At 38.0% G+C, this 21,706-nt stretch carries 19 protein-coding genes and 5 tRNA genes; 5 read left to right on the top strand and 19 right to left on the bottom strand.

The window, feature by feature from the left end; all coding sequences use genetic code 11:
* Nucleotides 1-48: 48 nt before the first annotated feature.
* Nucleotides 49-1,680, bottom strand: a complete 1,632-nt coding sequence (gene pruA, locus EO244_RS04065) for an L-glutamate gamma-semialdehyde dehydrogenase (RefSeq protein WP_129253189.1) — start codon at nt 1,678-1,680, stop codon at nt 49-51.
* A gap of 395 nt (nt 1,681-2,075) precedes the next feature.
* Between pruA and EO244_RS04060 the strand changes: the two genes are divergently transcribed.
* Entirely contained in the window at nt 2,076-2,270 is a 195-nt protein-coding gene (locus EO244_RS04060) for a DUF1289 domain-containing protein (RefSeq protein WP_129253188.1), read from the top strand.
* 94 nt (nt 2,271-2,364) lie between these two features.
* Here the strand turns inward: EO244_RS04060 and bioB are convergent, their stop codons facing one another.
* Nucleotides 2,365-3,339: a biotin synthase BioB gene (bioB, locus tag EO244_RS04055; protein ID WP_129253186.1), complete on the bottom strand. Its 975-nt coding sequence runs from the start codon at nt 3,337-3,339 to the stop codon at nt 2,365-2,367.
* 3 nt (nt 3,340-3,342) lie between these two features.
* Nucleotides 3,343-3,720 (bottom strand): hypothetical protein, encoded by a 378-nt coding sequence (locus EO244_RS04050; RefSeq protein WP_129253184.1) that lies wholly within the window; start codon nt 3,718-3,720, stop codon nt 3,343-3,345.
* Between the two features lie 264 nt (nt 3,721-3,984).
* Between EO244_RS04050 and EO244_RS04045 the strand changes: the two genes are divergently transcribed.
* Nucleotides 3,985-5,451 carry a cobyric acid synthase gene (locus EO244_RS04045; RefSeq protein ID WP_129253182.1) on the top strand — a complete coding sequence of 489 codons (1,467 nt, stop codon included), beginning with the start codon at nt 3,985-3,987 and terminating at the stop codon, nt 5,449-5,451.
* 63 nt (nt 5,452-5,514) lie between these two features.
* Nucleotides 5,515-6,051, top strand: coding sequence for an AAA family ATPase (locus EO244_RS04040; RefSeq protein ID WP_129253180.1), 537 nt, complete (start codon nt 5,515-5,517; stop codon nt 6,049-6,051).
* 20 nt (nt 6,052-6,071) lie between these two features.
* Here EO244_RS04040 and EO244_RS04035 read toward each other — a convergent pair whose 3' ends face one another.
* The 3 genes from EO244_RS04035 to EO244_RS04025 form a co-directional block, all read right to left on the bottom strand.
* Entirely contained in the window at nt 6,072-6,734 is a 663-nt protein-coding gene (locus EO244_RS04035; protein ID WP_129253178.1) for an adenosylcobinamide amidohydrolase, read from the bottom strand.
* Nucleotides 6,735-6,742: 8 nt separating this feature from the next.
* The gene (locus EO244_RS04030) at nt 6,743-7,681 is read right to left on the bottom strand and encodes a tRNA-dihydrouridine synthase family protein (RefSeq protein ID WP_129253176.1); all 939 of its coding nucleotides are present in this window, start codon (nt 7,679-7,681) and stop codon (nt 6,743-6,745) included.
* A 112-nt stretch (nt 7,682-7,793) separates the two neighbouring features.
* On the bottom strand, nt 7,794-8,420 hold the full coding sequence (locus tag EO244_RS04025; RefSeq protein WP_129253174.1) for a hypothetical protein: 627 nt from the start codon (nt 8,418-8,420) through the stop codon (nt 7,794-7,796).
* 172 nt (nt 8,421-8,592) lie between these two features.
* On the opposite strand from EO244_RS04025, the gene EO244_RS04020 reads away from it, so the two are divergent.
* Entirely contained in the window at nt 8,593-9,156 is a 564-nt protein-coding gene (locus tag EO244_RS04020; RefSeq protein WP_129253172.1) for a cob(I)yrinic acid a,c-diamide adenosyltransferase, read from the top strand.
* Nucleotides 9,157-9,239: 83 nt separating this feature from the next.
* On the opposite strand, the gene EO244_RS04015 is transcribed toward EO244_RS04020, so the two are convergent.
* From EO244_RS04015 to bcp, 13 genes are all read right to left on the bottom strand, one after another.
* Nucleotides 9,240-9,764: a TlpA family protein disulfide reductase gene (locus tag EO244_RS04015; RefSeq protein ID WP_129253170.1), complete on the bottom strand. Its 525-nt coding sequence runs from the start codon at nt 9,762-9,764 to the stop codon at nt 9,240-9,242.
* 200 nt (nt 9,765-9,964) lie between these two features.
* Nucleotides 9,965-10,039: transfer RNA gene (locus EO244_RS04010), tRNA-Pro, on the bottom strand.
* Nucleotides 10,040-10,120: 81 nt separating this feature from the next.
* Nucleotides 10,121-10,195, bottom strand: a tRNA-Pro gene (locus EO244_RS04005).
* Between the two features lie 63 nt (nt 10,196-10,258).
* A tRNA-Pro gene (locus EO244_RS04000) sits at nt 10,259-10,333 on the bottom strand.
* 66 nt (nt 10,334-10,399) lie between these two features.
* Nucleotides 10,400-10,474, bottom strand: a tRNA-Pro gene (locus EO244_RS03995).
* An 8-nt stretch (nt 10,475-10,482) separates the two neighbouring features.
* Nucleotides 10,483-10,571 (bottom strand) — tRNA-Ser (locus EO244_RS03990).
* A gap of 201 nt (nt 10,572-10,772) precedes the next feature.
* Nucleotides 10,773-11,750 (bottom strand): flotillin-like protein FloA, encoded by a 978-nt coding sequence (gene floA, locus EO244_RS03985; protein WP_129253168.1) that lies wholly within the window; start codon nt 11,748-11,750, stop codon nt 10,773-10,775.
* A gap of 5 nt (nt 11,751-11,755) precedes the next feature.
* A complete protein-coding gene (locus EO244_RS03980) occupies nt 11,756-12,223 on the bottom strand; it encodes an NfeD family protein (protein WP_129253166.1) in 468 nt (155 codons plus the stop codon).
* Nucleotides 12,224-12,472, bottom strand: coding sequence for an ATP-dependent Clp protease adaptor ClpS (locus EO244_RS03975; RefSeq protein ID WP_129253164.1), 249 nt, complete (start codon nt 12,470-12,472; stop codon nt 12,224-12,226).
* Nucleotides 12,473-12,477: 5 nt separating this feature from the next.
* Complete coding sequence (locus EO244_RS03970) at nt 12,478-14,148, bottom strand: SPOR domain-containing protein (RefSeq protein WP_129253162.1); 1,671 nt, start codon at nt 14,146-14,148, stop codon at nt 12,478-12,480.
* A gap of 314 nt (nt 14,149-14,462) precedes the next feature.
* Entirely contained in the window at nt 14,463-16,580 is a 2,118-nt protein-coding gene (locus tag EO244_RS03965; RefSeq protein ID WP_129253160.1) for a S9 family peptidase, read from the bottom strand.
* A 183-nt stretch (nt 16,581-16,763) separates the two neighbouring features.
* Nucleotides 16,764-17,786 carry a recombinase RecA gene (gene recA, locus EO244_RS03960; RefSeq protein WP_129253157.1) on the bottom strand — a complete coding sequence of 341 codons (1,023 nt, stop codon included), beginning with the start codon at nt 17,784-17,786 and terminating at the stop codon, nt 16,764-16,766.
* 51 nt (nt 17,787-17,837) lie between these two features.
* Nucleotides 17,838-18,308 (bottom strand): thioredoxin-dependent thiol peroxidase, encoded by a 471-nt coding sequence (gene bcp, locus EO244_RS03955; RefSeq protein WP_129253155.1) that lies wholly within the window; start codon nt 18,306-18,308, stop codon nt 17,838-17,840.
* 338 nt (nt 18,309-18,646) lie between these two features.
* Between bcp and gcvP the strand changes: the two genes are divergently transcribed.
* Nucleotides 18,647-21,538: an aminomethyl-transferring glycine dehydrogenase gene (gene gcvP, locus EO244_RS03950; protein WP_129253153.1), complete on the top strand. Its 2,892-nt coding sequence runs from the start codon at nt 18,647-18,649 to the stop codon at nt 21,536-21,538.
* Nucleotides 21,539-21,706 lie beyond the last annotated feature (168 nt).

Genomic DNA, 21,706 nt, shown 5'->3' with positions numbered 1-21,706 from the left:
GAAGCATATGCTTCGAGCGTTTTTATATCTAACAATTATTCTATGATCTTAGTCTTCTAAGAAGTTCGGGTACATATAATCTGTAGCTGGTACAAAAGTTTCTTTAATTGTACGTGGAGAAACCCAACGCAATAGGTTAATCATTGAACCTGCCTTATCGTTGGTTCCAGAACCTCTACCACCACCAAATGGCTGCTGTCCTACAACGGCACCAGTTGGCTTGTCGTTGATATAGAAGTTACCAGCTGTATGTGTTAAACGCTTCACCAATTTCTCAATAGCATAACGACAGTCAGCAAAGATAGCACCGGTAAGCGCATACATTGAACCTTTATCCAGGATATCAAGAGTCTCGTCTACTTTATCATCTTCGTATACATAAATAGTAAGAACAGGACCGAATAGCTCTTCTTCCATTGTAATATAGTCATGCTTCTTGGCACGAATAATAGTTGGAGCGATGAAATAACCAACAGACTTGTCGTAAGTACCACCTGCAACAATTTCAGCGTCTGGAGAAGCTTTAGCTGCATCAATAGCAGAGGCCAATTTATCAAAAGAAGCTTCGTCAATCACTGCATTTACAAAGTTTGTGAAATCTTCAGTTCCACCCATCTTAATTTTCTTAAGATCTTCGTGTACATATGCCATTACCTCGTCATATTTGCTTGCAGGAATAAAAGCACGTGAAGCTGCAGAACATTTTTGTCCTTGATATTCGAAAGCACCACGAGTGATTGCTGTAGCAACTTCCTTAGCTGGAGCACTTGGATGCATAAAGATATAATCCTTACCACCTGTTTCACCTACAATACGTGGGTACGACTTGAATTTGTGAATATTATTTCCAATGTTCTTCCAAATATCCTGGAATACACCTGTAGAACCAGTAAAATGGATACCTGCGAAGTCTGGTGATGAAAATAATACTTCAGAAGCTGCAGGACCTGATACATAAACCAAGTTGATTACACCAGCAGGAACACCCGCTTTTTGGAACACTTCCATAAGAACCTGAGCTGAATAAACAGCTGTTTTTGATGGCTTCCAAACAATACAGTTACCCATCATAGCAGGTGCTGATGGTAAATTACCTGCAATTGCAGTAAAGTTAAAAGGCGTCAATGCAAATACAAATCCTTCCAATGGACGTTGCTCAACACGATTCCAAATTCCTTTTGAAGATACAGGCTGTTGCTTGTAAATATCAGTCATATACTGAACGTTGAAACGCAAGAAATCAGCAATCTCACAAGCAGAATCAATTTCAGCCTGGAATGCATTTTTCGATTGGCCCAACATAGTAGCTGCATTCAATTTCTGACGGTAAGGTCCTGAAATCAATTCAGCAGCTTTCAGGAAAATTGAAGCACGATGCTCCCAAGCCATAGCTTCCCAAGCTGGTTTTGCAGCCAATGCAGCATCAATAGCCATTTGGATATGTTCTTTACCACCCTGATGATAGTGTCCTAATACATGCTGATGATCGTGTGGAGGCGTCATCGCAAATAAGTTTCCTGTGCGAACCTCTTCGCCACCGATGTACATTGGCACATCAATTTGTTTTGAACGCATCTCTTTGATGGTTGCTTGTAATTCTGCTCTCTCAGGTGAACCTGGAGCATATGATAAAATAGGTTCGTTTACTGCGGTCGGAACGTTGTATATACCTTTTGGCATGATAATTTAATTTTAGGGTTATTGTCTAATCTTTTTCACTCTGAACAAATGTAAAAAATTTGAGACGCTATTAATATGAGTTATGTCATGATTGAGATCTCGAATAATGAACAAAAGATAGGCTAATATCAGATTAAAACAGCAAGCACCTCTTTGCTTCGAATTAAAAGGACAATACCCGATTTTAGTTTTGAACCAGAAGTTAATTTATTTTTCCGACATCCTAAAATCTAAATTTGAAATAGAAAATTGAAACCAGGCTTGTCCCTCCATCAATAAAAATTCTATCAGCTTATAGAAAAGAATGAACACCTTTAAGCGCTTTCGATTTTGAGAAGCAAATCCTTTTTGTTTAATTTGATTATTATTTAAAATCAATCTAGTTAAAAAACAATATGGAAGACGTTAAATCACCTTGTATACAAATATGTCGTGCCGACTCTAATGGCGTTTGTTTTGGTTGCAGAAGAACCAATGAAGAAATTGGAGACTGGTCATTATATACCAATGAGCAAAAAAAAGAAGTTTTAGATAAAGCAAGCAAAAGACGAAATGCACCCGATACACAATCAGGTGGGTTTTTCAGATAAATAAATGGAAACGAAATCCTTTTTACAAAAAGCAAAGGCTACTCATGATCGAGTAGCCTTTGTAGTTCTATTAAGTCTGACTTATTAAAAGCATCTAATTCTCTAAAGTTGTCAGCTCGTGATATTTTGTTGATTGCATTCCTAAAGTTTCTAGCAAAGCCTGATCTTCATTCACCTCAACGTTTCCTACCGTTAAAAGCTTATCGCCAAAGAAAATGGAATTGGCTCCTGCCAAAAAGCAAAGCGCTTGTCCTTCTCTACTATAATGAGTTCGTCCGGCAGCAAAGGCCACAACCGTTTTAGGCATTAAAATTCGGGCAGTCGCAACAGCACGCACCATTTCGAAAATATCAATCACGTCTTTACCATAAAAAGGGGTTCCTTCAACAGGCACAAGCGAGTTTAAAGGCACATTATAAGGGTGTTGATCCTGATTGGCAAGTGTTCTGAGCATTTCAATTCGATCCTCATCATCCTCACCCATTCCAAGAATACCGCCTGAACAATACGAAATACCTGCTTCTTGCAAGTTGGCTAGAGTCTCCAATCGTTCAGCATAGGTTCGGGTTGTTGTAATACTAGGGTAATGGCGCTCCGATGTATCCAAATTGTGGTTCACGGCAGTGATACCTAAATCAGCCAGTTTCTTAGCCTTTTCTTTATTAATCATCCCCATGGTACAACACACTTCCAAACCAAGTTTCTTAACTTCTGTAATCATTTCAGCCATTTCGTTAAAACGGTCATCACGATTTCCATCGCGGCCAGCTGAACTTAAGCATACTCGTTTCACACCATTGGCCTTAGCCACTTTAGCATCTTCAATTACTTGTTCCAAACTCAATTTCTCCGGCTTCACATGGGTATTGTATCGAGCTGATTGTGCACAATACTTACAATCCTGAGAACAAGCTCCGGTACGAACCGAAATCAGGGTATTCATATTCATCTTTGATGAATCGTGGTATTTACGGTGGATGTTAGAGGCACGGTTGACCAAGTCTAACAAAGGAAGGTTGTAAATTTCTTTGACCTCTTCGTGGGTCCAATTGTTTCTAATATCAGTCATGATTCAATTCTTTTTTCGGTTAGTAATTAAATTTGTGGTGGGATTTACAGACGAAGAAAAGAACGGAACAGACTGTCTCTGATACTTCTTTCGTTCACCAATTGATTTGCTTTCCGTATTACAGATCATATTCTGTACTAATACCAAAGCGTCACCATCAGGATCATCTTCATCACATTTATCTCCACCTTTCTGAGGTTCGTACATAAAACCCAAAACACCAGCTTCTTGACTTGGAGTCATTAAATTGTAGCTTGCAGACAAACAGGCGATTTTAATCTCCTGATTCATACTTGCAAATGCCGCATACGATTTTCTGCTCCAGTGTTTAAAAACCTGTAGTTCCTGATTTCGACCTCTTTGTAGGTTGTCAGTAAACATGGATTAAAATTTATTTAGATATAAAAATTATAAGCTTAAACTTCTGAATAAACTCATTTATAAGCCATAATAAGCAGCCAAAGGTATTATTTTTTCAATTCTTTTCCCAACACCCAAAACCAGATAGCGACAAAAACACAAATCATGAAAGACTCGGCTTCTATTTGTTATCTTTTAAACACATATATTGCTATTTTTGCGAACTGAACTTGTGAGCTCAGTAAGAACATTTAGTCTCAGCTCACATCATTATATCTCAAAGCAATGAAAAAGTTAAAGTCGATCATGTTTGTGGGTACCGGTTCCGATGTGGGTAAAAGCATCGTCAACACTGGTTTTTGTCGTATTTTCAAACAAGATGGTTACACGCCAGCTCCCTTTAAGGCCCAAAATATGTCCTTAAATAGCTTTGCCACCCCTGAAGGTTTCGAAATAGGTCGAGCACAAGCTGTACAAGCCGAGGCATGCCAACTGGCTTGTCACACCGACATGAATCCAATTTTGCTTAAGCCTACTAATGATAAGAGCTCTCAGGTCGTTTTAAATGGAAAACCTGTGGGCACACAAACGGCTACCGAATATTTCATGGGTAATAACAAAGCCGCCTTGTTTAATGAAGCCATTGGTGCATTCCGTCGCCTTGAACAGAAATACAATCCGATTGTTTTAGAAGGAGCCGGAAGCATTTCAGAACTGAATTTGAAATCAAGAGATATCACCAACATGCGCATGGCCGTTGAAACCGATGCTGTAACCTATCTGGTTGCCGATATTGACAGAGGCGGTGTATTTGCAAGCGTATTTGGAAGCATTCACCTTTTGGATGAAGTCGAAAGAAAACAGATAAAAGGCATTCTCATCAATAAGTTCAGAGGCGACATCAAACTCTTTGAAGAAGGACGTACCATTCTGGAAGAATTAACCGGTGTTCCTGTCATTGGGGTTTTGCCTTATTTTAGAGATATTCATATTGAAGAAGAGGATTCTGTTAGCTTGGAGGATAAATTTAAAGAATCGCACTCAAGCTTAATTAATATCGCTGTCATTCGTCTGCCACGCATGGCAAACTTCACCGATTTCTCGGTATTGGAATACGACCCTCGTGTTCATCTTTATTATACAGATCGCCCTACTGAGATTGAAAAAGCAGATATAGTTATCATTCCTGGTAGTAAAAATACGATTTCAGATTTAGCACATCTTCGTAAAATTGGAATTGCCAGCTCGATTGTTAAAGCACAAAAAGACGGTAAAAAAGTCATTGGTATTTGTGGCGGCTACCAAATGATGGGAGAAACCATTAGCGATCCTCAGGGCATTGAGGGAGATTTACCTCTGATTTCCGGCTTGGGCTTATTGCCAATCAATACCGTTATTGAAAATGAAAAAGTAACCGAACAATGTCATTTTAAATTCAAAGACTACGCTGATGTTTGTTCCGGATATGAAATTCATATGGGACAAACAAGCTTAAAACATCCTGAAAATTATCTGAATAAATTAAGCCAGGGTAAAGAAGATGGCTATTATTTAAACGAAAAATGTTGGGGCTCATATATCCATGGAATACTCGATAATTCAGTTGTGATTCAAGATCTTTTGGAAGGTTTCAATACCGAAGATATCAACTTCGATTACAATCAATTTAAAGAGGAACAATACAATAAGTTAGCCGATGCCATCCGTGAAAATGTTAACATGGATCTGGTCTATCAACATCTTAGCGAATAAATCCAATTCAGTTGTGCACATCTTTCTTTACCGAAAGACATTTATACCATTATCGTCACGAACATGCTTACTCATTCAAACCGCTACATCATTACAGGGGGACCTGGTTCCGGTAAATCAAGTCTTCTGGCTGCTCTTATTGATAAATCCTATCAAGGTTTTGAAGAAATATCAAGAATCATTATCCGCGAGCAGCATGAGACAGGTGGGGATATGGTACCTTGGCAAAACTTGGCTGCTTTTGCCGAATTGTGCTATGAACGTATGAGTGCTCAGTTGGATGAATGCAAATCAAATTGCACTTGCTTTTACGATCGTGGACTTCCGGATATTATTGCCTATGTCAGACGTGGCGGCTTAAGCGTTCCTGATAAATACTTCGAAAAAGCCCAATCGTACAATAGAACCGTGTTTCTGGCTCCACCCTGGCAGGAAATTTTCGTTAACGACAGCGAACGCCCGGAATCTTTCGAAGATTCCATGGAAATTTACAAATTCTTAAAGTCAACATATGAAGAATTAGGGTTTTCCATTGTTGAACTTCCAAAAGTTTCCATCGAAGAAAGAGTTCATTTTATTGAAAATATCCTGAAAGCATAAGAAGAAAAATACCTCCTTAATTATTCTTCCAATGATTCTTTCAGGGCTTTGTAAACAGCTTTAGCCAGCAATTCACCAAAAAGGACATGTTTGCCACAATATTCAACTTTGGGACCTGTTCCGCATGCAATCGCGCAAGAATCAGTCCCTGTGCCAGTGGCTATTTCACCACTCACCGGACTTTTAACACCCAAATCCTGCAAACAAGCTGACTTCGCTTCAGTTGCCATCATAATGCATTCGACCATGCTGTTCTCCGAAAGACTCGCATTGGTCAAAAGAATCATATTAATCGTCCCCACTTTTTCACAAGCTTCATTCATAAACTGGTAATCGGCTTTATCACCCGCACGTCGGGCATTTGAAACACCTGATGTCAAAAAAACCTCAATCCAAATCCCCTGTTCTTCCAGCTTAACTCTTCTGAACGAAGTCATTAATGCGGCTGTCATCATACCAACCGTGAGCCCCTGCCAATCATTTTTATCAGCGATTTTTAAAAGCGTGATATTGGGTTTCTCAAACTCCGTTTTTTCACCCAGAAAATTGGCATCAACCTTTGAATTGAAAAAATGATCTGCCCTGCAAAATCCACCATTTAAAACAGCCGAACTCAGCATATTTACCGGCTCGGCAAATTCCAAATGAAAAAATTGATTGTTTATATCAAACGTGTAATTCATGAATTCAATTAATCCTTTGCGCCCTGCTGAAAAGCAAATGCCACGGCTGCGTTATACTTCTTAATGCTTCCTGCTTTCTTTATGGCTTTATAAACCTTTCTTTCATTATTGAAATTAGAAGCAAAATATTCCCAAATCGGTTTTAGTTTCGATAAGATTTGTGTGTCTCCGCTTAAATACGAATCGTAAGAATCATAAATCTCACCGTGTATTTTCTCCAACAAATCGAGACGTTCCTGGCTTGAAGAAATATCCTCCCCTTTTATTTTTTTAGCTAAAAAAACATCTTTCAAAAGGCCTCTTCCAATCATGATTGACTCCAGACTTGGAAATTGTTCCAAACACCTCTGAAAATCTTCCAAGCTGTTTATATCGCCATTGTAAGTTATTGGGTGTTTAGACAAAACCATAGCCTGTTCAAAAGCTTTCAAATCAACTTCCCCTTTATACAATTGTTTACCCAGTCGGGGATGAACGATAATTTCAGCGATTTTAAACTGGTTTAAAACCGATAAAACAGCACCCAATTCGTCACTTGAATCATATCCAATACGCATCTTCACGGATAATTCAATCCGATCGTCGAGCCCTCCTGACAAAATCTCTTCAATTAAATCGGGAAAAGGCAATAATCCCGAACCCTTCTTCTTTTTGACAAGCATCGGAAAAGGGCAACCTAAGTTCCAATTCATCTTTTTATAGCCCAAATCAATCAAATAATCGCGAAAGAAGATGAACTCCTTAAGGCTATTTCCTATAAATTGGGGAACAAGATTCTCTTCCACATTGGGCTCAACTTCTCTGCGGTGTGAAGTTCTTAATTCGTCCCCTTTTTGTAAAACAAGAAAAGGGGTATAGAACTGATCTATTCCCCCTATATATTTTGCAAATGCTCTACGAAATACCAGATCAGTAAATCCCTGTAGAGGTGCTAATGCTATTTTCATGTAGTTATAATTTGATTTTCATTTGTCACATATCAGTCATACTAATAGGCATTTCCGTAAATGCTCAACACATTAATATGCTACGTTTCATAATGAAATACTAAAATCGAATTTAACGCCCAAAACTTAGAACGCTTAACAATTGCTTGCGATGGCGATAATATGAAAGCCCATCTTCTGTAGCAATACTTTTTACAAAGCTATCAATCATGGTGTTGTAAATGGTTCCAAATTTGAAACGATCCGGCGGATAAAGTTCGGGATTATGCATATCTTCCAAACGAGACAAATACATACGTCCTACAATCTCCGGACTCAAATCCTCACGATACATACCTTGTGCAATCCCTTTTTGAACATTGATCTGAATTTTCTCAAAAATAAAGTTCATTCTCAGCTCCATGTGTTTTTTATAGATCTCAGGGAAATACTTCTCAAATTCCATTGTAACTGAAGGCGATACATTCACAAAGCGCTCATTTATCTCCTGACTCACAATAAACAGAATATCAATAGCATTCTGACCTTCAAAATCATATTCTAAGAAAATCTGACTAAAGCTATCTCTCTCAAATTCCAATACTTTCTCAACCAACTCTTCCTTGGTTTGGACAAATTTTATTAGCTCATCTTTATCAATACCAGCTGATTCCAACTTTTCCAACGAAATATTCCCCATGCCTTCCTGCATAAGAAATTTTCTAACCTTTTCTATAATCTGAATAAAAGCCTTTTCCATAAAACTATGATATTAAAAATTTGAAGCTCAAGATCACAAATTACCTACAATACCCCACTTTTCAAACACAAATGAAATCTATACCTCTTGTAGGCATAAAATTAATTCTTTTTTCTTCAAGTAAATATTAAAACAAGCTTATATTTAGTTTCAAATTATAAAATTAAAACTTATGGAAAAAATATATACCCGCAGAGGTGATAGCGGAGAAACAAGCTTATCGGGAGGAATTCGGGTTGCAAAAGATTCTCCTAAAATTGAATGTAACGGAAATATTGATGAAGCCAATTCAACGATTGGACTCTTAAGAGTCAAATTAGGAGAAAATCACCCTTGGCAAATGAATTTATATCAAATTCAGAAAGATTTAATGCAAGTAATGGGTCACATTGCCCGGGCTGATTATTCAGTGCCTTATGATGCTTCAGAAGAACTTATAAATGGCTCACAATTTCAAGAAGAATGGATGAATCAATTGGAATTGCAAATGAAAAATCCTTCGGTTAATTTCTTACTCCCGGGAGGAAATGAAATTTCGGCACTTTGTCATGTTGTCCGCACACAAGTTCGTCGATCAGAAAGACGTTTAGCAACAGTAATCAGAGAAGAACCCATTGAAGACTATATTTCGGCTTATATGAATCGACTATCAGATTTATTTTTTATTCTTTCACGTGCAGAAATGAATAAAAACAATGTTGATGAAGAGGTTTGGCGTTCGTTTAGAAGAAACTGATAATAAGTTTCCCTATTTCAGAAATAAAAAATGCGATTGTAATTCAATCGCATTTTTCAATTTAAGACTCTAAATCTTAAAATTTATTTCTTCAATTCTTTTTCTATTACTTTTTTCATAGCAGAAAACTCCTCCTGATTAAACAATCGAGTCAGGAAAATAATCTTCCCTTCACGATTCAGAATCACATTTCGTGTGATACCACTATTCTTCATAGCATATTGCTCAAAAATTCGGCCCCCTTCATCCAAAGCAATTGGATAGGTAATACCTGTTGCGTCAATCAACTTCTGAGCCTTCTCAATGGGTTCATCACGGTCTAAGCCATAAAGAGCAAAATCCTTGTTTTTGTTTATCTGCCAAATTTCCTTCTCAATAAAAGGCATTTCCTTACGACACACACCACACCAGCTAGCTGTAAACTGAAGCATCACAACTTTCCCTTTTAAATCGGATAATTTGACTTGAGTGCCATCCATTAGGTTCATCTCGAAATCAGGAGCCATCTCCCCTACATTTACAATATAACCTCTATCTTCAGGCTCTTGAGCCATTCCGCTAATTACTATTCCCATAAGTAAGATAATCGCTGATATTAATTTTCTCATGTTTTCTTATTCTTTAAATCGATCGATTTTATTAGGGATGCAAATTAATAAGATTATTGATTCGTCAATATACTATTGGCGATTTTAACAAGTTCTTAAGAAATATCTGGTTTCGGTTCCAGAAATTTAAATAAAAAGAAAAGTAGATGATTTCATTTAGGGATATAAAAAAAGAGAAGCAATCACTTCTCTCTTTTTTGTCGGGGTGGCAGGATTCGAACCTGCGACCTCCTGCTCCCAAAGCAGGCGCGATAACCGGGCTACGCTACACCCCGAAATTTTCATTCCGGTATTTTATTACAAATTTATTCTCAAAAAAGAATAATTTAAAAAAAAAGTTAGAACTTCTCTTTTTGTCGGGGTGGCAGGATTCGAACCTGCGACCTCCTGCTCCCAAAGCAGGCGCGATAACCGGGCTACGCTACACCCCGAAATTTTCATTCCGGTTCTTTCAATAAAAAAGAAGTTTTTCAACTTCTCTAATTTTCTCGGTGTCGGGGTGGCAGGATTCGAACCTGCGACCTCCTGCTCCCAAAGCAGGCGCGATAACCGGGCTACGCTACACCCCGAGAAATTAGTTTCAATACTTGCGATAAAAAAAGAGAAGTTCTTCAACTTCTCTGGAATTTTCGGTGTCGGGGTGGCAGGATTCGAACCTGCGACCTCCTGCTCCCAAAGCAGGCGCGATAACCGGGCTACGCTACACCCCGAAAAAGAGCGGAGAGAGGGGGATTCGAACCCCCGGTACCGATTACTCAGTACGTCAGTTTAGCAAACTGGTGGTTTCAGCCACTCACCCATCTCTCCTGATTGCGGAAGCAAAAGTAGGCAAAATTTTGATCTGTGCAAATTTTATTTTCCCTCAAATTGAAATATTCTCACAAGACAAATTATAGTAAATTATAAATCAATGAGATTCGAGAATAAAAAAAATTACATTTTTTTCAAAAAAAAAGCTGGACATGTTCAAATAACAGATCCAGCTTGATTTTTGATCTTAAAATAAGTTTATTTTTTCTTATCCTTAGGTGAAGGTTTTGCAATATTTTCGCGCATCGAAGTATCCGCTTCAATATTTTTCATGCGATAATAATCCATAACACCTAAATGTCCACTTCTAAAAGCATCAGCCATCGCTTTGGGGACTTCAGCTTCGGCTTCGATTACTCTGGCACGCATTTCCTGCGCAAGGGCTTTATTTTCCTGTTCAGTAGCAACGGCCATAGCCCTACGCTCCTCGGCTTTTGCCTGAGCAATTTTTAAATCTGCTTCAGCTTGATCCGTTTGTAGAACAGCTCCAATATTTTTTCCTATGTCAATATCAGCGATATCAATTGATAGGATTTCAAAAGCAGTTCCAGCATCCAACCCTTTTTCTAATACAACCCGGGAAATAAAATCCGGATTCTCAAGCACCGTTTTATGTGATTCGGATGAACCAATTGAAGAGACAATCCCTTCACCCACACGGGCTAAAACCGTTTCTTCTCCGGCTCCTCCAACCAACTGACGAATATTCGCACGCAAGGTAACCCTTGCCTTTGCGATCAACTGAATACCATCTTTCGATACAGCTGTCACAGGTGGTGTGTTAATAACTTTAGGAATAACACTCATCTGAACGGCTTCGTATACATCGCGACCTGCAAGATCAATTGCAGTGGCCATTTTAAAAGTCAGATCGATATTTGCTTTTGAGGCAGAAACCAATGCATGAGTCACTTGCTCAACATGGCCTCCGGCTAAAAAGTGAGCCTCCAGATCATTTCTTCCAAGATGCAAACCAGCCTTGTGAGCCTCAATCATTGCACGGACAATAACGTTAGGTGGCACACGACGCCAACGCATAAATACAAGTTGAATCAATGATATTCGAACCCCGGATAAAAGGGCTGAAAACCAAAGAGCAACCGGAATAAAAAAGAACAGGATGTAGATACCTACTCCTATCGCAACGATTAATAATATTAATGCTCCAATTTCCATTTAATTTATTTTATAGGTTTTACAACAATAATTTTATCTACTATTTTGATCACTTCAACAGGTGTTTTTTCATCAACATAAGAACCGGTAGATTTAGCTTCAACAATATGATTATTAATTCGGACTTGTCCCATTGGAGCTAGTCGTGATAAACAGATTCCCTTATCTCCTACCTGAACCAAATTATCATCTAATTTTTCAACCGTTGAATCAATCTCTGTTTTCAACATGATTTTATTCCATGTTCCCGATTTTAAAGCCAACCATAAGGTCAGCAAACTAAAAACAACAGCACCCAAAACGGTCAGATGCCCGATTGTACTGCCATAATGATGATAAGACAAATAAATGCCTCCCAACATCATTACAATAGCACCAATACCTGCAATCGTAATCCCAGGCAATACAAAAAATTCTAAAAGTAAAAGGACAACTCCAAAAACAATTAGGAGAATAATAATAAATATTGTCATTTAATATGCTGTTTTATTCGTTTCAACACTAATCGTTAGTCCCCTGTTTTCCAATTGCTTTTGCAATACAGACAAATCACTTAAACGTCCAACTTTCACTTCGCTCTTTCCCTTATAATGGGTCAGATATGCACATTGCTCAGCCTGATCAGAAGTATGACCGCAAACTTCCATCAAAGTTTCAACCACATAATCGAAACTATGTATATTATCATTGTGCAAACAAAGTACATGTTCAGGATCTTTCATCTTACCTATTCGACTAAACGTATAGCATCTTGTATTGAGATTCTTTTATTTCCAGTGTAAGCTACAGTAAAAACATCATTAAATCCAGCTTCATGCAGTTTTTTCTTAAGTGCAGCTGCATCGGCGATTGAATCGAAATGACCAATTGTACAAACCGTTTTACCATTCGCCTGTTGATCTGCCGAAGTCCCAAAGGCTCGGTATTTTTCCATTAATAAACTCACCTTTTCAGGTACACCATTTGCAAATACTCCAATTTGAACTCGAAAATTAATCCCTCCCACTAAATCTTCCTTAGCAAGGGGTTTCTTTTCAATTTTCACTTCGGGTTTTTCTTCACTTACGGTTGCATTAGACTTTTCGGTTTGATTGATACCTGTCTGAAGAGAAATTCTTTTCAGCCCACTGTATGCAACAGTAAAAGCATCCTTATAGCCAGCCTCATGTAATTTCTTTTTCAAACTACTAACATCAGCAATTGATTTAAACCGACCAATTGTACAGACTATTTTACCATCAGATCGTTTTTCATAAAATGATCCGAAAGCCTTATATTTTTCCATCGTTGTATTCAATTCTTCAGGAATTTCCCCTGCAAAAACACCAATCTGAACACGATAACTAACCTCACCAGATGCCTCGCTCGCATATTGTGGCTCAGAACTTACTGGTGGAGTAATCGAAACCGGATCAGTAACAGCCATCGCTTCCTTCAAACTTGTTCGAATCCCATTCTTATAAACCACGATAAAAGCAGCTGGGAAAACAGATTTAATTTGAGATTTATATTGACTAGCCTTAGCATAGGTCCGATAGGATCCTGTTAAATATCTAAAAGATTTTCCCCCATCCACAATTTCTTCCTTAATGAATCCCATGCCCTTATAAAAATCATTGCCAGGTCTCTTGTCAAAAACAGCAACCTGATAACAATATTCGTACTCATAATCCAGATAACTTCCCTCATCTTCTTCCTGCGAACTAATTTCCAATGCTTTGCTTTCCGAATTATCAGACTTTACAACTTTAACAGGTTCTTTTATCTCAACTACTTTTTTTACATCTTCATACTCAGGCACGGCTGTTTCGTGAGTTGCAGCCAATATAAGATTTGGGGCATCTCCTAAGTTTTGTTCCAAAGCCAAGGCATGTTTGGCTTTTTGTGCAGCATTTCTTTTTAGCTCTTCAGCTCTTTGTTCCAAGTCATGAACTCTACGCTTAAACAAATCTTTATCAACCCCGGAATAAACAGCTTGCTTTGTATATAACAGATTAACCTCGCGCGATAAACTGTCGCTATTAAACTGATCATTTTTAGCTATAATAAACAATTCTTTTGCCTGATCAGAATTAAATTCAGATAATTTGTGATAAACCTTATCCTTGCTTATCCTGAAATTAAAAAACGGAAAATTATTGGGAGTATATTTTCTTGTGTAGCGTATTCCTGTAGAATCTTTTGCAATAGAATGACGACGAATTAATGAAGTCGAACGCTCCGCGTTCTCTTTAAGAGTATCATCAATTTGTTTATCTGCCCGTTCAAAATTCACAAAAAACAAATCGGCATTATGCTTGGTTTTTATATTTTCAAATTTATCACCAACGGGGCAGGCATAAACAGAAAAGGAAAAAAACATCGATAGAATCAATAAATGAATACAAGCTCGATTCATAGCATTTATTTAATTACATTATAATCAACAAAATACCTCCTAAATACAAACTCAAAAGGCACAAATTACTATTTTGTAAGGTAACAATAATTTTTAAAAGAAAAATAAATATGCTCATAAGGATTAGCGACTTAGAAAATCCATATACTGCAAACGATAACATTTTTAATGATCAAAAAAACGAAACAACAAATCCATGTAAAATTAAAATTTCACCCCACCACACTCAGCATTGTAAACAAAAAACCCGCTGCCGGAATTGTGTTTCATTCACAAAACCTGCAGCGAGTTTAATATCTTAGTAGTCGTAACTCTTACTTCTTACCGTCTTTCAACCACTTATCCAACCAATTGAAATAAGTGCGTTGCCACAAGATTCCATTCTGCACCCCTAAAACCCAATGGTTCTCTTCAGGCAAATGCAGGAATTGAGCAGGAATACCTCTTAAACGAGCCGCATTAAACGCTTGCATACCTTGAGACTCAACTATACGAAAATCTTTTCCACCATGCACAACTAAAATTGGAGTATCCCAATTTTGAACAAATTTATGTGGTGAATTGGCATATGAACGCTGAGCAATTTTATTGTTCTTTTCCCAGAAAGCACCCCCAAGATCCCAATTTACAAACCACATTTCTTCAGTTTCTAAATATTGAGCTTCAAGATTGAACATCCCATCATGAGCAATAAAAGCTTTGAATCGCTTATTGTGATGACCCGCTAACCAGAAAGTAGAAAACCCACCATAAGATGCACCAACGCAACCCAAATGATCTTCATCAACAAAACTTTCTTTCTTGGCATCATCAATTGCGCTCAAGTAATCTTTCATATTTTGTCCACCATAATCACCTGATATCTGCTCGCACCACTCTTGTCCGAAACCTGGCAATCCTCTACGATTAGGTGCTACAATAATATAATCATTAGCAGCCATCATCTGAAAATTCCAACGGTAACTCCAAAACTGTGATACAGTTCCCTGTGGTCCACCCTGACAATACAACAAAGTTGGGTATTTTTTACTCGAGTCGAAATTAGGAGGGAAAATCATCCAAACCAACATTTGTTTATTGTCAGTGGTTTTAACCCAACGTTTTTCAACCTTACCCATCTTTAACTGATCAAGAATCTTCTTGTTTTCAAATGAAATCTCAGTAGCTTCACCATTCTTAGGATTTACTTTATAAATTTCAGCAGGTTTCGACATCGAAACTCGGGTTGCAAGCAGCTCATCTCCAACAACGAATACCGATTGATAATTGTGAACACCATCAGTCAATTTTGCAATTTTACCATCAGTTAGATTGATGTTGTAAATTTCATCAGTTGCATGCCAGTCTGAAATAAAGAATAGTGATTCTCCATTCTTAGCCCAAGCTAAATGACCCACATTCTGATCGAAATTTTCGGTATAATATTTCTTTTCACCTGTAGCGATATCCATTACAAACAGACGATTTTTGTCTGCCTCATAACCATCACGTTCCATACTTTCCCAAGCCATTTTTGATCCATCAGGAGAAAAAACAGGATTCATATCATACCCCATCATTCCTTCGGTCATATTGGTTGTTGTTTGCTTGGCAATATCATAAAAATAGATATCTGAATTGGTTGATTTTGCATATTCAACACCTGATTTTTTACGAGAAACATAGGCCAATGTTTTAGAATCCGGAGTCCAAACAACCTGCTCGTTTCCACCAAAAGGTTTCACCGGAGCCGACCATCTTTCACCTGGCATGATATCTTTTCCCTCAGTAATCTTTACCCCCTCTTTGTAGTCAGCTAAAAAAATATGAGTGTAAGTATCTACCCAATTGTCCCAATGGCGATAATTCATATCATTAATCACACGAGCATTAGCCAAAGGAAGATCAGGATACAAATCTTCAACTGACTTCTCAATACGAACTTCTTTCATATAATAAATCTTGCTCATATCAGGAGCATACTGAAAACCGCCAATACCACCTTCAATATCGGAAACCTGAATCGGGTTACTACCATCAGGATTCATTTCCCACATTTGCATGCTTCCGCTCTTCGAAGTCATGAACGCTATTTTTTTACCATCAGGACGCCAGGTTTCGCCATATTCATTTTTGTTTGTATTGGTCAATCGAACAGATGTACCTCCATCAACAGACAGCGTATACAAATCTCTGTAAGAACGATTTTCTTCCTTATTAAAGTAAGTTACGCCATACAAAACGTTTTTTTCATCCGGAGAAACAGTTACTCCTCCAATGCGCCCAAAAGACCATAAAACTTCAGGAGTCATGATATTAGAAGCCAACTTAGTATCTGGTGTACGGTAAGATGGCTTATCGGTTTCGTTTTTTTTATCACCAGTTGCCGCATCTTGACAAGACGACATCCCTGCGATCAATGCTAAACCAATTAATAAATGTTTATTTTTCATTATCAGCATTATTTGTTAGTGAGTTTTTAATTGCCACGTAAAATTAGAATAAAAAAAAGATTAATAAGTAAGTCAACCAATTTTCCACCTTCTCCATAGTATCAACTAAAAAAAGGCCCTCATCAGATGAGAACCTTTAAATATATCGTTTTAAGCCTAAGCATTATGGAAAATAATACCAAATTAGTTTTCCTTAGGCGCATTAATTGCTTCAACAATTTTAGCTTCCAACTCCTCGGCCAACTCCGGATTATCAATAATCAGGCGCTTCACAGCCTCACGACCTTGTCCTAATTTAGTTTCACCATACGAGAACCAAGAACCACTCTTCTTAATAATATTGTAGTCAACACCAAGATCGATAATCTCTCCGGTTTTAGAAACACCTTCACCATACATGATATCGAATTCTGCCTTACGAAATGGAGGGGCAACTTTATTCTTCACAACCTTCACTCGAGTATGATTACCTAAAATTTCTTCGCCATCTTTAATTTGTCCGATACGACGAATATCCAAACGTACTGAAGCATAAAACTTAAGGGCATTCCCCCCCGTTGTTGTCTCAGGATTACCAAACATCACACCAATTTTCTCACGCAACTGGTTGATGAACATACAAGTGGTGTTCGTTTTATTGATATTGGCAGTCAGCTTACGTAAAGCCTGCGACATCAAACGAGCCTGTAGTCCCATCTTTGACTCACCCATCTCACCTTCGATCTCGGCCTTAGGCGTCAATGCCGCTACCGAGTCAATCACGACTAAATCAATTGCTGAAGAACGAATTAACTGATCAGCAATTTCAAGAGCCTGCTCGCCATTGTCCGGTTGCGAAATCAATAAATTCTCAGTATCAACACCTAATTTCTCAGCATAAAAACGGTCAAAAGCATGCTCAGCATCGATAAAAGCAGCAATTCCACCAGCTTTCTGAACCTCGGCAATAGCATGAATTGCCAGCGTTGTTTTACCTGATGATTCCGGTCCGTATATTTCCACAATACGTCCCTGAGGATAACCACCTATACCCAATGCCATATTTAATGATAGAGACCCTGATGAAATAACCGGTAAATCAACGACAGCCTCATCTCCCATTCGCATGATAGCACCTTTACCATAGGTTTTATCAATTTTATCCATGGTTAACTGAAGCGCTTTCAGTTTCTCCTTATTAATCTCTGCAATATCTTTAGTTGCCATATTTTTATGTATTAAATTTTTATAAACTGGATTAAATCAATATAAATTCGATTAGAAGTCTATCCCAAGCTCCGTTAAAATCTGATTGGTATGATCTTTTGTTTTAACTTTCTTAAAAATCTTCTCAATCACACCATCAGGTGAAATAATAAAAGTTGTTCGCAAAACACCATCGTAAACTTTACCGTACAACTTTTTCTCCCCCCAAGCGCCATAAGCCTGAAGAATTTCTTTCTCAGTATCGGCAATCAAATTAAATGACAAGTTATATTTGGCAATAAATTTCTGATGTTTACCCGCCTCATCCGGACTCACACCCAACACTTCAAAGCCATGCTTGGTCAACTCATCGTAATTCTCATTCAAGTTACACGATTCGGCAGTACAACCAGGTGTATTATCTTTAGGATAAAAATAAAGGATTAATCGTTTTCCCTTAAAATCAGATAATTTGAGTGTCTTTCCATCCTGATTAACACCAGAAAAACTCGGAGCTTTATCCCCTTCTTTTAGTTCTATCATATTGAAAATTTGAGTTACAAATATACCATTTTAAATAGATAAGTCTTGAGTATTTATAGACAAGAATATAAAAAATCAAGTCACAAAAACTAGTCAAGAAGCTATACTTTTGACATTAGAAGAACAAAAGCTGCATGAAGATAAAGAAAATCATTAGGAATCATCAAATAAATATTAACAAACATTATACTAATCTTCTTAGTATCAGCTCAGAGAAATGTTGAAAAACAGAAAAGTTATTTCTAATTTGCAAACAATGTAATCCTAAATCTTTTGCTACATTTACGCTCGCAAATTAAGGTGAATCTTTTACACAAACACTAAATTTTTACAAGAATATGGCAACCGAAAAATTTGTTTCCCGTCACATTGGGCCTCGCAACGGCGATATTAAAACAATGTTGGAAACTGTTGGCGCATCTTCATTAGATGCCCTAATTGAAGAAACAATTCCTTCTGATATTCGTTTGACTGAAGCACTAGATCTTCCAGAAGCCCTAACTGAAAATGAATACTTAGCGAAAATTAAAAATATTGCTGCTAAAAATAAATTATTCAGAACCTTCATTGGTCAAGGATATTATGACACAATAACACCTCCTGTTGTTCTTCGTAACGTATTGGAAAATCCAGGATGGTATACCCCTTACACTCCCTATCAAGCTGAGGTTTCACAAGGTAGATTGGAAGCACTTCTAAACTTCCAAACAGTGGTTTTGGATCTTACTAAAATGGAATTAGCAAACAGTTCACTTCTTGATGAAGCCACTGCTGTTGGTGAAACCATGTATATGATGCATAGCCTACGTTCAAGAGCGAAGAAAAAAGCAGAAGCAAATACGCTTTTTGTAGACGAAAACATCTTTGCTCAAACATTAGACGTACTTGTTACCCGTTCAGAACCTCTTGGAATTGAACTTGTAGTAGGCGATTACAAAACATTTGAATTTACTGATGCTGTATTTGGAGCAATTATTCAGTACCCTGCTGCAAATGGTAGTGTTGAAGATTACACTGAATTCGTTGAAAGAGCACATGGTACTGAAGCATTGGTTGCAGTAGCTGCTGATTTAATGAGTTTAGCATTGCTAACTGCTCCTGGAGAGTGGGGAGCTGATATCGTTGTCGGTTCATCTCAGCGTTTTGGTATCCCTATGGGATATGGCGGACCTCACGCAGCTTTCTTAGCATGTCGTGAAGCCTACAAGCGTAATGTTCCTGGCCGTATCATTGGTGTCACCAAAGATGCTCAAGGCAACCTAGCTCTTCGTATGGCGCTTCAAACTCGTGAGCAACATATTAAGCGCGAAAAAGCAACTTCAAACATTTGTACTGCCCAAGCCCTATTGGCTACTATGGCTAGTTTCTATGCTGTTTATCACGGACAAAAAGGAATTAAGCGCATTGCAACACATATTCACGCTGCTGCCGGTTTCCTATCTGAAGGCTTAAAAGCTTTGGGTTACACTCAAAAAGTTGAAAATTTCTTCGATACACTTGAGGTTGTATTACCTGCAGGCGTTTCAATGGAAACTATCCGTACTGCGGCTCTTGAGAAAGAATTCAACTTCCGCTATATCAACGAAACAACTGTTGGTATTTCTACCGATGAGAAAATTAGCGATGCTGAATTAAACGCTATTCTAAATATTTTTGCTAAAGCTGCAAACAAAGCTGAAGTTGCAGAAACAGCAATGGAAGACAAGTTATATTTCGATTCGAAATTTGCTCGTACCAGCGAATACCTAACCTTAGATGTATTCAACCGCTACCATTCAGAAACAGCAATGATGCGTTACATCAAAAACCTTGAGAAAAAAGATATCGGACTTAATACTTCGATGATCTCTTTAGGTTCTTGTACCATGAAATTGAATGCTGCTGCTGAAATGTTACCAATCAGCTGGCCTGAATTTGGTGGACTTCACCCATTCATTCCAACAAATCAAGCTGAAGGTTATACACAAATCATCACAGAACTTGAGCAGTGGTTATCTACAATTACTGGATTTGCAGGTTGTACATTACAACCAAACTCTGGTGCTGCAGGTGAATATACAGGTTTAATGGTTATTCGTGAATACCATATTTCACGTGGTGAAGGTCACAGAAATGTTGTATTAATTCCAGCATCTGCTCACGGAACAAACCCTGCATCAGTAACAATGGCAGGTATGAAAGTCGTGGTTGTTGCTTGTGACGAAAAAGGTAATGTTCAGTTCGAAGACCTAAAAACAAAAGCTGAGAAGCATAAAGATAATTTATGTGCCTACATGATTACTTACCCTTCTACACACGGTGTGTTTGAAACAGGTATCAAAGAAATGATGAATTTGATCCACGAAAATGGTGGACAGGTTTATATGGATGGTGCCAATATGAACGCTCAGGTTGGATTAACAAACCCAGGTACTATTGGCGCAGATGTTTGCCACTTGAACCTGCATAAGACCTTTGCTATTCCTCACGGTGGTGGTGGACCTGGTATTGGCCCTATCGGTGTAGCTAAACACCTGGTTCAATTTTTACCTTCACACAAACTTGTGAAAACTGGTGGTGAAAATGCCATTACAGCTGTATCTGCTGCTCCATTTGGATCGGCTAGTGTATTGCCAATTACCTATGGTTATATCGCGATGTTGGGTGCTGCAGGATTAGAAGAAGTAACCAAAATGGCTATCCTAAATGCGAACTACCTTGCTTCATCATTCGAGAAACTTGGTTTCAAAATTCTTTACAAAGGCGATAAAGGACGTGTTGGACACGAAATGATTTTCGACTGTAGAGAATTTAATAAAACAGTTGGTATTACTGATGGTGATATTGCCAAACGTTTGATGGACTACGGTTTCCATGCACCGACTCTTTCTTTCCCGGTTCACGGAACACTAATGGTAGAACCTACCGAAAGTGAGCCATTGGAGGAACTAAATCGCTTTGTAGAAGCATTGGCTAAGATCAATGAAGAAATGAAAGAGATTGAAGATGGGGTTGCTGATGCTCAGGACAACGTTCTTAAGCATGCACCACATACGCATATGGTGTTAACTGCTGACGAGTGGAATCATTCATACTCTCGCAAGAAAGCAGCTTATCCATTGGAGTGGGTTGCTGAAAATAAATTCTGGCCATCCGTATCGCGTGTTGACGATGCATTTGGTGACAGAAACCTGATGTGTACTTGTGCACCTCTTGAAAACTATATTGACGAGCATGTTGAAGTAGAATAATTTCTACTCCTATACAATCAAATACCAGGAAGCCTCGAATCAATATTTCGAGGCTTCTTTTTTTATTATAAAAAGGCTAAACGGTTTACTTTTGGAGAATGTTTAAGTTTCTAAAAGAAAACAACAAAGCAAGCTTATTGATTTGTAAAAATAAATCCTTACTTTTGC

The sequence above is a fragment of the Ancylomarina salipaludis genome, assembly GCF_004122035.1.
In the GTDB taxonomy this organism is placed as follows: Bacteria; Bacteroidota; Bacteroidia; order Bacteroidales; family Marinifilaceae; genus Ancylomarina; species Ancylomarina salipaludis.
The sequence above is the reverse complement of the archived record's forward strand: the minus strand, read 5'-3'. Positions and strand labels throughout refer to the sequence as shown.

Excerpts from the sequence above, each read along its gene's own strand:
- bioB (WP_129253186.1), bottom strand. The coding sequence starts at position 3,339 with ATGACTGATATTAGAAACAATTGGACCCACGAAGAGGTCAAAGAAATT.
- EO244_RS04045 (WP_129253182.1), top strand. The coding sequence starts at position 3,985 with ATGAAAAAGTTAAAGTCGATCATGTTTGTGGGTACCGGTTCCGATGTG.
- EO244_RS04020 (WP_129253172.1), top strand. The coding sequence starts at position 8,593 with ATGGAAAAAATATATACCCGCAGAGGTGATAGCGGAGAAACAAGCTTA.
- EO244_RS04050 (WP_129253184.1), bottom strand. The coding sequence starts at position 3,720 with ATGTTTACTGACAACCTACAAAGAGGTCGAAATCAGGAACTACAGGTT.
- EO244_RS03980 (WP_129253166.1), bottom strand. The coding sequence starts at position 12,223 with ATGACAATATTTATTATTATTCTCCTAATTGTTTTTGGAGTTGTCCTT.
- pruA (WP_129253189.1), bottom strand. The coding sequence starts at position 1,680 with ATGCCAAAAGGTATATACAACGTTCCGACCGCAGTAAACGAACCTATT.
- EO244_RS03965 (WP_129253160.1), bottom strand. The coding sequence starts at position 16,580 with ATGAAAAATAAACATTTATTAATTGGTTTAGCATTGATCGCAGGGATG.
- EO244_RS04040 (WP_129253180.1), top strand. The coding sequence starts at position 5,515 with ATGCTTACTCATTCAAACCGCTACATCATTACAGGGGGACCTGGTTCC.
- EO244_RS04015 (WP_129253170.1), bottom strand. The coding sequence starts at position 9,764 with ATGAGAAAATTAATATCAGCGATTATCTTACTTATGGGAATAGTAATT.
- EO244_RS03975 (WP_129253164.1), bottom strand. The coding sequence starts at position 12,472 with ATGAAAGATCCTGAACATGTACTTTGTTTGCACAATGATAATATACAT.
- EO244_RS04060 (WP_129253188.1), top strand. The coding sequence starts at position 2,076 with ATGGAAGACGTTAAATCACCTTGTATACAAATATGTCGTGCCGACTCT.
- recA (WP_129253157.1), bottom strand. The coding sequence starts at position 17,786 with ATGGCAACTAAAGATATTGCAGAGATTAATAAGGAGAAACTGAAAGCG.
- gcvP (WP_129253153.1), top strand. The coding sequence starts at position 18,647 with ATGGCAACCGAAAAATTTGTTTCCCGTCACATTGGGCCTCGCAACGGC.
- EO244_RS04030 (WP_129253176.1), bottom strand. The coding sequence starts at position 7,681 with ATGAAAATAGCATTAGCACCTCTACAGGGATTTACTGATCTGGTATTT.
- EO244_RS04035 (WP_129253178.1), bottom strand. The coding sequence starts at position 6,734 with ATGAATTACACGTTTGATATAAACAATCAATTTTTTCATTTGGAATTT.
- bcp (WP_129253155.1), bottom strand. The coding sequence starts at position 18,308 with ATGATAGAACTAAAAGAAGGGGATAAAGCTCCGAGTTTTTCTGGTGTT.
- EO244_RS04025 (WP_129253174.1), bottom strand. The coding sequence starts at position 8,420 with ATGGAAAAGGCTTTTATTCAGATTATAGAAAAGGTTAGAAAATTTCTT.
- floA (WP_129253168.1), bottom strand. The coding sequence starts at position 11,750 with ATGGAAATTGGAGCATTAATATTATTAATCGTTGCGATAGGAGTAGGT.
- EO244_RS03970 (WP_129253162.1), bottom strand. The coding sequence starts at position 14,148 with ATGAATCGAGCTTGTATTCATTTATTGATTCTATCGATGTTTTTTTCC.